At 33.8% G+C, this 10,590-nt stretch carries 9 protein-coding genes; all 9 read right to left on the reverse strand.

Annotated features, from left to right (window positions below):
- Positions 1-500, reverse strand: a 500-nt coding sequence (rpsB, locus tag ACF91D_RS28795; protein ID WP_392438203.1) for a 30S ribosomal protein S2, incomplete at its 3' end; no start/stop codon positions are given.
- Between the two features lie 363 nt (positions 501-863).
- Entirely contained in the window at positions 864-1,637 is a 774-nt protein-coding gene (gene codY / locus ACF91D_RS28800; protein WP_017724290.1) for a GTP-sensing pleiotropic transcriptional regulator CodY, read from the reverse strand.
- Between the two features lie 23 nt (positions 1,638-1,660).
- The gene (gene hslU / locus ACF91D_RS28805; protein ID WP_039066763.1) at positions 1,661-3,070 is read right to left on the reverse strand and encodes an ATP-dependent protease ATPase subunit HslU; all 1,410 of its coding nucleotides are present in this window, start codon (positions 3,068-3,070) and stop codon (positions 1,661-1,663) included.
- 141 nt (positions 3,071-3,211) lie between these two features.
- On the reverse strand, positions 3,212-3,754 hold the full coding sequence (hslV, locus tag ACF91D_RS28810; protein ID WP_017724288.1) for an ATP-dependent protease subunit HslV: 543 nt from the start codon (positions 3,752-3,754) through the stop codon (positions 3,212-3,214).
- A gap of 3 nt (positions 3,755-3,757) precedes the next feature.
- Positions 3,758-4,648, reverse strand: a complete 891-nt coding sequence (gene xerC, locus ACF91D_RS28815; RefSeq protein WP_039066765.1) for a tyrosine recombinase XerC — start codon at positions 4,646-4,648, stop codon at positions 3,758-3,760.
- 118 nt (positions 4,649-4,766) lie between these two features.
- Positions 4,767-6,074, reverse strand: coding sequence for an FADH(2)-oxidizing methylenetetrahydrofolate--tRNA-(uracil(54)-C(5))-methyltransferase TrmFO (gene trmFO / locus ACF91D_RS28820; RefSeq protein WP_039066766.1), 1,308 nt, complete (start codon positions 6,072-6,074; stop codon positions 4,767-4,769).
- Positions 6,075-6,216: 142 nt separating this feature from the next.
- Complete coding sequence (gene topA, locus ACF91D_RS28825; RefSeq protein WP_039066768.1) at positions 6,217-8,283, reverse strand: type I DNA topoisomerase; 2,067 nt, start codon at positions 8,281-8,283, stop codon at positions 6,217-6,219.
- Positions 8,284-8,489: 206 nt separating this feature from the next.
- On the reverse strand, positions 8,490-9,359 hold the full coding sequence (gene dprA / locus ACF91D_RS28830) for a DNA-processing protein DprA (protein WP_039066769.1): 870 nt from the start codon (positions 9,357-9,359) through the stop codon (positions 8,490-8,492).
- A 308-nt stretch (positions 9,360-9,667) separates the two neighbouring features.
- Positions 9,668-10,573, reverse strand: coding sequence for a succinate--CoA ligase subunit alpha (sucD, locus tag ACF91D_RS28835; RefSeq protein ID WP_039066771.1), 906 nt, complete (start codon positions 10,571-10,573; stop codon positions 9,668-9,670).
- Between the last annotated feature and the right edge of the window lie 17 nt (positions 10,574-10,590).

Genomic DNA, 10,590 nt, shown 5'->3' on the forward strand with positions numbered 1-10,590 from the left:
CGAGGGTCAACTACAAATAATGCTTGAGGCATAGATTTCATATCACGAATTCCGCCTAAGAATTTAATTAAACGGTCATATTCTTTTTTAAGTTCTACAACTTCTTTTTTAGGTAATACTTCGAATAAGCCATCTTCTTCCATTTTTTCAATTTCAGAGATACGTTTGATACGTTTAGAAATTGTTTTATAGTTAGTCAAGATGCCGCCTAACCATCTTTGGTTTACGTAATATTGACCAGCACGTTCTGCTTCAGATTTAACTGAATCTTGTGCTTGTTTTTTAGTACCAACAAATAAAACTTTTCCGCCATCTTCTGATACTTGTTTAATGAAGTTATAAGCTTCTTCTACTTTTTTCACTGTTTTTTGTAAATCGATAATGTAAATACCGTTTCTTTCAGTGAAGATATATCTTTTCATTTTTGGGTTCCAACGGCGTGTTTGGTGACCGAAGTGAACACCTGCTTCTAGCAATTGTTTCATTGAAATTACTGCCATAATAAAATTCCTCCTATTGGTTTTCTACCTCCATAAAAAGCTCATATAAACACAACATTTAGTATGTCGCACCCTTTATACTTTCACTTTTTATGTGCGTATTGGCTTCATAGCCGTCAATAAATATAACATATACATTACTATAAATCAATACTTTCAAACTACTATTTTAAACATTTAAGAGGCTCAAACATCATGATCTGTTTCAGCCTCTTAATTAGTATTGTAAATGTTTGATTATATTTAAATAGTGCTATAAAAACACATTATTCCTTCATGATTAGCTTTAATGATTTGCACAAACCTTTAGGTTATAAAATCAAAATATTTAAATTTGTTTTATATATTTATTACTCATATAAATTATTTAATACGGTCTAATTCATCCAAGAATTTTTCTTTTTTAACTTTGATGAAAGTACCTTTCATTCCTAGTGAACGTGATTCTATTACGCCAGCACTTTCAAGTTTACGTAGTGCATTAACAATCACTGAACGTGTAATACCAACTCGATCTGCCACTTTAGAAGCGATTAAAAGACCTTCTTTGCCGCCTAATTCTTCAAAAATGTGTTCAATCGCTTCGCTTTCTGAATATGATAGTGAATTGATTGCCATGCTTATCGCAGCTTTATCTCTAGCTTCTTTTTCTACTTCGTTGTGTTTTTCACGTAAAATTTCCATACCGATGACTGTAGCTGCATATTCGCCTAAAACTAGATCGTTTTCTGAGAAATCGTCAGTTACACGTCCAAGTACTAACGTACCTAGTCTTTCGCCACCGCCTAAAATTGGAAAAATTGTTGTTTTGCTATCGCCAAATAAATCTTTGTTTTCTGGCGGGAATACAGTTAACACATTATCAATGTCGATATTAGATTGTGTTTCTTTAACATCCATCAACTGATCTGTATATTCTACAGGGATATGTCTACTTTCTAACATTTGGATAATACGTTCATTTTTTAACAACTCGTTTAAACTTGATCCTAAAATTTTACCTTTTCTTGAAACTATAAATACATTAGTAACCGTTACACTACTTATCGTTTGTGCTACGTCTTTAAAATCTACAGCAATACCTTTATGTTTTTGTAAAAGCGTATTTAATTCTCTAGTTTTCGATAATAAGCTCATATTCCTTCTCCTTTTTATTTATATTATAAAATAAATGCACTTAAATCTTTATTTGTTGAAATTGTTTTCAACTTATCGTCTACGTATTGTGGTGTAATATCTACCACTGCATTAGGCATACTTGGTGCTTCAAAAGATAAATCTTCCAACATTTTTTCAAGTATTGTATGCAATCGACGTGCACCAATGTTATCAGTATCTTGATTTACCTGGAATGCTATCTCTGCTAATCGTTTAATTGCATCATCAGTAAAGTTGACTGTTACTTGCTCAGTTTGAAGTAACGCTTCATATTGTTTGATAAGTGATAATTTAGGTTCAGTCAAGATTCTAACGAAATCTCCCACTGATAAACTTTCTAATTCAACACGAATTGGAAAACGACCTTGTAACTCTGGAATTAAATCACTTGGTTTAGACACGTGGAATGCTCCTGCACCAATAAATAGCATATGTTCAGTATTAACAGTACCATACTTCGTTTGAACCATGCTACCTTCAAGAATTGGTAAAATATCTCTTTGTACACCTTGTCGTGAAACGTCTTGACCTGAACTTTGATTATTTGTGGCTACTTTATCAATTTCATCGATAAAGATAATACCCATTTGTTCTGCTAATTCAATCGCTTCTTGATTTGCTGTTTCTTGATCGATTAACTCGTCGGCAAATTCATCTGTCAAAATCTTGCGCGCCGTTTTAACAGGCACTTCTCGTTCAACTTTTTTCTTAGGCATTAATTGATTCATCATATCTTGCATTTGTTGATTTTGATTCGTACCTAACATACCCATTGCAGCAGGGTCTTGCTCAACCTTCAATCTAACTTTTTCTTCTTCTAACTTACCATCCAATAATTGCTGTTTAATTTCTGAACGCTTTGTTTTAACTTCTTCAGTAGGTGCTTCTTCCTCTTCGTCATTATTTTGACCGAAATTAGGCATCGAACCTCCAAAAAGTGACTCTAATGGGTTGTTATTATTATTTGTCGTTGCCTTTTTCTTCATGCTAGGCACTAATAATTTAACTAACTTTTCATTGGCTTTATTTTGCGCTTCATCATGTACTAATGTTTTTTTCTGCTCTTTTACTAATCTGACCGCAATATCGACGAGGTCACGTACCATACTTTCTACATCTCGACCTACATAACCAACTTCCGTAAACTTCGTAGCTTCTACTTTAATAAATGGCGCACCTACTACTTTTGCCATGCGTCTAGCGATTTCCGTTTTACCAACACCTGTTGGTCCAATCATCAATATATTTTTCGGAGCGACCTCTTGTTTTTCTTCTTCAGTCAAAAGACTTCTTCTATATCGATTTCTTAAAGCTATCGCAACTTTACGTTTTGCATCATCTTGTCCGACTATATATTCATTAAGTTTTGTAACAATATCTTTAGGTGTTAATTTAATACCATTCGTCTCCATTAGACAAGTTACCTCCGTTATAATCATTTTTTATCTCTGAAACATATTAATAGCTAATTATGGAAAATTTTCACTATTTCAACTATATCTTAATCTTAAACAATTTTACATTGCAAACAATTAAATTTTCATTTTTATTATTTACAATTCTTCTACGATGATTTGATCATTTGTAAATACACAAATATCTGAAGCAACTTTTAAACTTTCATACGCCATTTCACTCGCTGTTAAATGGGTTGCGTTACTCTTTAATGCCCTACCTGCACTTAAAGCGTAGTTACCGCCAGAGCCTATAGCGATTAAATTATCATCTGGAGCAATAACTTCACCAGTACCACTAACTACAAGTATTGAAGTTTCATCCATAACTATAAGCATAGCTTCTAATTGTCTAAGTTGTTTATCTCCACGCCATTCTTGAGCCAATTCTACCGCAGCTCTTTCCAAGTTACCGCTAAATTGTTGTAATTTTGTTTCAAATTTTTCAAATAAAGTGAAGGCATCAGCTACACTTCCGGCAAAACCTGCCAAAACTTTATCATTATACAAACGTCTTACTTTTCTAGCTGTTTGCTTCATAATAACTTGCTCGCCAAGTGTAACTTGACCATCACCAGCCATTGCTGAATGACCATTATGCTGAACTGCAAAAATAGTTGTTGCATGGATTGATGTACTCATAAACTAATTCTCCTTTTTTGCACGTGGATGTGCATTTAAATAAACTTTTCTTAATTGTTCATTTGTCACGTGTGTATATCTCCCTGTTGTAGACAAGTTAACATGCCCTAATAAAGACTGCACTGTTCGTAAATCAGCGCCTTGATTTAACATGTGCGTTGCAAACGTGTGCCTTAGTTTGTGAGGATGAATTTCAGTCACGCCTGCGGTACGTTTTACAACATCATTTAGTACATAACGTACGCCACGTTCTGTAATGGGTTCTCCGTTCATATTGACTAATAAATACGTATGATCACTATTTGTTTTAGGTTTGAATTGTATTAAGTAACGTTCAATACTTTGCTTGCAAAATTCACCAAAAGGTATAAAACGCTCTTTACCACCTTTACCCAATACTTTGACTCCTGGTGCATACATATCTACATCTTGTTCTTTTATATTAACCAATTCAGAAACCCTAATTCCAGTTGCATAAAGTAATTCTAAGATCACTCTGTCTCTCAAACCTTTCTTAGTATCACTTTCAACAGTATCAAATAAGGCTTTCATTTCCTCTTCATAAAAAAAGTGAGGTAAATATTGTTCTTTCTTGGGATGTACTAATTGTACGAATGGGTTAACTACTTGTTCATCTTGTGTCATCCAGTATTCGTAAAAACTTCTCAGCGTAGAAATTTTACGAGAAACTGAGGTTCTTTTCAAGTTTTTTGAATATAAGTAACTTAAATAGTTTCTAGCATCTTTATATTCAAATGTAGCTAATAACAAATGTTCCTGTGATAAGAAATCATTAAATTGTTCTAAATCATCATGGTATGATTTCAATGTATGCTCTGAAAATTGTTTCTCCACTTTCAACATATATAAATATGCTTGTTGGATTTTTTCCATTAAAAACCCCTCCATCAATATGAATTGTAGCATATTGAAAGAGGAGTCTGCGAAAAAAAACTATTAAATTGAGTAAAACTTTCAAAATTTTCGGAGTTGTTTGTTAAATGCGATATTTTTAAAGTGTTTTTTTATAGTTATCTAAGTAGTCTAATGCACGGTTTGCTAATGTTTCATAACGTAATTTTTTATCTTTAATTCTATTTTCTAAAGTAGGTAAAAGTCCAAAATTAGCATTCATCGGTTGGAAGTTCTTTTCATTTTTAGCATGTGAAATATAATATGCCATACTTCCAATCATTGTTTCTCTCGGGAAAATGACCTCACCTTTATTTTGTATTTTATGTGCAACATTTATGCCGGCTACAAGACCACTCGCAGCGCTTTCTACATAACCTTCTACACCTGTCATTTGACCTGCAAAGTATAGTTCTTCTCTTCCCTTTAGTTCATACGTTTCTGTTAAAACATCAGGGGAATTAATAAAGGTATTACGATGCATCACGCCATATCTTACAATTTCAACATTCTCTAAGCCAGGTATAAGACGAATAACTTCTTTTTGTGCGCCCCATTTTAAATGTGTTTGGAATCCTACAATATTATATAATGTGCCTGCCGCATCATCTTGACGCAATTGAACCACAGCATATGGTCTTTTTCCGGTCTTAGGGTCTTCAAGCCCTACTGGCTTCATTGGCCCAAATAGTAAAGTCTTTCTACCGCGCTCCGCCATAACTTCAAACGGCATACAACCTTCAAAGTATTTTTCTTTTTCAAATTCATTGACTGGAGCAACTTCTGCTTCCATTAAAGCATCATAAAATGTATTAAACTCTTCTTCAGTCATAGGACAATTTAAATAGGCTGCTTCACCTTTGTCATAACGTGATTTTAGATACGCTTTGTCTAAATCTATACTATCTTTTTCAACGATAGGCGCCGCTGCATCATAAAAATATAATTGATCTTTACCAGTGGCTTCGACAATTTCATTTGCCAATTTATCTGTTGTTAAAGGTCCAGTAGCAATAATAGTATACCCTTCTGGAATGCTATTAATTTCTTCATTTAATACTGTTATATTTGGATGTTCTTTTAATGTTTCAGTAACATAACCTGCAAAATCATGACGATCAACCGCTAAAGCACCTCCTGCTGGTACTCTTGCTTTATCTGCAGCACGAATAATCAATGAATCCAAACGTCTCATTTCTTCTTTAAGTACACCTACTGCATTTGTTAACGCATTACCTCTTAATGAGTTAGAACACACTAATTCAGCAAACTTATCGGTGTGATGTGCAGGCGTTTGCTTAACTGGTCTCATCTCAATAAGATTGACTTTTATACCTCGTTGTGCCAATTGATATGCAGCTTCTGAACCAGCAAGCCCAGCACCTACGACGTTTACTACTTGAGTCATTTATTTACCTCCTACTTATAAAATAGCAACTTAGACATTCTATCATATTTATAAATATATCATCTAAATTATAAATATATGTCGTAAGTTGCTACTATCGTTCATATATAATTATTTAAAACAACAAGCGATATTTCATTATTTATTTCTGTTCTTCTTCTTTGTAATCACAATTAGAACATACAACTTGGCTCTTACGCCCTTGTTTTTTCTCAACAAGATATTGTTCACATTTTGGACAGTCTCGACCTATTGGTTTATCCCATGTAACAAAATCACATTCTGGATATTTCGAACAACCATAGAACACACGATTTTTCTTCGATTTACGCTCTACGACGTCGCCTTCTTTACATTTTGGACAAGTTACCCCAATTGTTTTAACAATGGCTTTTGTATTACGACAATCCGGGAAATTTGAGCACGCCATAAATTTACCATAACGTCCCATTTTAATGACCATTGGTGAACCACATACTTCACAGTCTTCACCAGCAGGTTCATCTTTAATTTCAATTTTTTCCATTTCTTCTTCAGCACGTTCAACATCTTGGCTGAAACTACTGTAAAAGTCTCTTATTACCTTTTTCCATGGAATTTCACCGTCCGCCACTTTATCTAGTAATGTTTCCATATTCACAGTGAAATCAACATCTATGATTTCTGGGAAGTAATCTTTTACTTGTTCGTGTACGATTTCACCTAATTCTGTTGGCACAAACCGTTTACTTTCATTTTTTACATAATTTCTTTTTTGTATTGTATCAATAGTTGGTGCATACGTAGAAGGTCTCCCAATCTTCAACTCTTCCATTGTTTTAACTAGACGAGCTTCAGTATAACGTGGTGGTGGCTGTGTGAAATGTTGTGATGGTTCAATATTTGTAGCTGTAACCATTTCACCTTCTTCAATATTCGGCAATTTATTATCTTTACCATCATCATTATCATCTTTTGCTTCAACATATAATGTCATAAAACCTTTAAATTTGATTGTTTGACCATTTGCACGGAATTTTATATCATTTTGCGTTATATCCATGGCAACTGTATCTAAGATTGCTGGTGCCATTTGACTAGCTACAAAACGTTCCCAAATTAATTTATAAAGTCTATGTTGATCTCTAGTTAAAAATTGTTTCATTTCATTTGGTGTACGTAAAGTGCTTGAAGGTCTGATTGCTTCGTGAGCATCTTGAGCTCCTTGACCTTTTGCTTTGCGATTTGATGTATAGTTTTGACCATAAGTTTCTTCAATATAGTTTTTAGCTTCTGCCTTAGCTTGATCGGATATTCTCGTTGAATCAGTACGCATATAGGTAATTAAACCAACCGTACCTTGTTTTTTCAAGTCAATACCTTCGTATAATTGTTGTGCTAACATCATTGTTTTACGCGCTTTAAAGTTCAACTTACGCGCAGCTTCTTGTTGCAACGTTGAAGTTGTAAATGGGTTTGCAGGGTAACGTGTTTTTTCTTTCTTCGTTACTTTCGTTACTTCGAATTGATCTCCGTCCAACTGTGTTGTCACTTTTTCAACGTCATCTTTATTTGTTAACTTGTATGGTTTGTTTTTTAAATGTAAAAATTTAGCTGTAAATTTAGATTTTTTATATCTAAATTCGCCTTCAATTTTCCAGTATTCTTCTGGTTTAAAGTTTCTTATTTCATTTTCTCGATCAATGACAAGTCTTAGTGCCACTGATTGTACGCGGCCGGCTGACAGCCCTTTTTTCACTTTTTTCCAAAGTACTGGTGAAATATTATAGCCTACCAAACGGTCTAATATACGGCGAGCTTGTTGTGCATCCACAAGCTCCATCTCTATACCTCTTGGATGTTTAAAGCTATCTTTCACTGCATCTTTTGTTATTTCATTAAACACTACTCTATTTTCTTTTGAATCTTCTAAATTTAATATATTTGCTAAATGCCAAGCAATAGCTTCACCTTCACGGTCCGGGTCACTCGCTAGGAAAACTTTTTTGGCTTTCTTAGCATGTTTCTTTAATTCTTTAACTACAGGCCCTTTGCCGCGTATTGTAATATATTTGGGTTCATAATCATTTTCTGCATCTACGCCCATTTGACTACGAGGCAAATCTCGAACATGCCCCATTGATGCGATAACTTTGTATTTTTTCCCTAAATATTTTTCAATAGTTTTAGCTTTTGCAGGCGATTCAACTATGACTAAATTTTCTGCCAAAGTAGTTACCCCCTTGCATTTTCTAATTACAAAGATAAATGATAAACGGTGTATTTTGTTTTTGTCAATGTTTTTAATTTTGGTGTGTATTAAATCAACGTATTATTGTGGTCAAAATTTATAATTGTCATTAGTTTTACATATGTTTTCTATGAAACTATATTACTAACTATTTAAAATTTCATAATACCTAAAATTTACATTGATTAATTATAATCTTCTAAAATGTCACATACTTTCACAACAATTTTTGCGCCTTCTTGGGCATTCATTAAATTTCCTTGGACCATAGGATTGTATATAGATCCAGGTAATACATACACTTCTCTATTTTGCTCCAATGCGCAATCTAACGTTATATTGGTACCACTATTCAAAGTTGATTCTGTAATAAAAACACCTTTTGCAAGGCCGCTAATAATTCTATTTCGCTCTGGAAAATAATGTTTCTGAGGACCTTCTGTCGGTAAATACTCACTAATTACTATACCTTTAGCCTCTATTTGCTTTCGAATAGCTTTAGTTTCTTTAGGATAGTGATATTTATGACCAAAACCTAACACAGCAATCGCTCCCATATTATATTTCAGCGTTTGTTCATGAGCCATTCTATCAGCACCTTTAGCCAAACCAGATATGATAATTAAATTTTCTTTTTTAAAATCGGGGAAGAATGTTTCTAGTGTTATTTGAGTATACTTAGTAGCTTGTCTCGAACCGATAATAGCAAGTGTTTGTGTAGATTGCATTAAAGAAGGATGACCTTTATAAAAAAGGATAAATGGTGGATCATGTATTTCACGCAATAATTTAGGATAAGTATTAGAATCAATAGTCACATAACTAATATGCCATTGTTTAAGCAATTTGAAAATATGCTTAAGCTCTAAATTTAAAAAGTTGTCATAAATCGTACGTTTTCTTTTAATTGCTGACTTTGTTAAAAAACTTTTGAGGGTGTATTTTTGTTCTATTTCACTATCATGTATAAATGACGGTGCAAATTCAAATAATCGGTGCAAATGACGTGTGGTTAACCCTGAAAATCTCAGTTTTAAGTAAAGTTGTTCTTTCATGTATCGAGCTCCTTTATATGTATATTATAAAGGAATTTCTATTGGTTTTATTTTACATTATAGAATCATTTTTTATGAAATGTAATATAACTTTAAAGAGTAATTCTTGTAATTGAACGAGTTCGCTCATATAAGCGACGCATAATATAACAGTATAAATAGTACCAAGTGTAAAAACTACCTTATATTAAAATTGAACGCAATTTTTAATGATATATTATTGAACTATTAATATGGTAGAAACGCAACCTAAAAAAGCACAAACTCCGACATATTATCGGAATTTGTGCGCATTATGGAAGAAACAATTATTTAACAGTCAATAATTGTTCGTATATACCTGCTTCTTTTGCAGCATCTATCAATGTCGTACCAATTTCAGAAGGTGTATCTGCTGTTTTCACGCCACAGCTATTAAGTGTTTTAATTTTTTCTTCTGCAGTACCTTTACCGCCTGAGATAATAGCGCCAGCATGACCCATACGCTTACCTGGAGGAGCTGTTTGGCCACCAACGAAACCTACCACAGGTTTAGTCATGTTAGCTTTAATCCACTCTGCAGCTTCTTCTTCTGCAGTACCCCCGATTTCGCCAATCATAACAACAGCTTTAGTTTCTTCATCTTCATTAAATGCTTTTAATACATCAATAAAGTTTGTACCGTTAACAGGGTCTCCGCCAATACCTACAGCAGTTGTTTGGCCAATTCCTTCTTCAGTTAATTGATGTACTGCTTCATAAGTTAATGTACCAGAACGTGAAACTACGCCGACATGACCTTTTTTATGGATATAACCTGGCATAATTCCAATTTTACATTCATCAGCAGTGATTACGCCTGGACAGTTTGGGCCAACGACACGTGTTTTCTTACCTTCTGAGTAACGCTTAACTTTGACCATATCAACTACTGGGATATGTTCTGTAATACAGATTGCTAAATCTAACTCAGCTTCAATACATTCTAAAATTGCATCTGCAGCGAATGGTGCAGGTACGTATATAACAGAAACTGTAGCTCCTGTCTCTTCTTGTGCTTCTTCAACTGTATTGAATACTGGAACGCCTTCAACAACTTGTCCGCCTTTACCTGGAGTAACCCCAGCAACAATTTGTGTACCATATTCAAGCATTTGTTTTGTATGGAAAAGGGCAGTTGACCCTGTGATACCTTGTACAATTACTTTTGTATTCTTATCAATAAATACGCTCATCTTCGTGCTCCCATCCT

It is taken from the genome of Staphylococcus sp. 231237_7MaSpsaltlick (assembly GCF_043107035.1).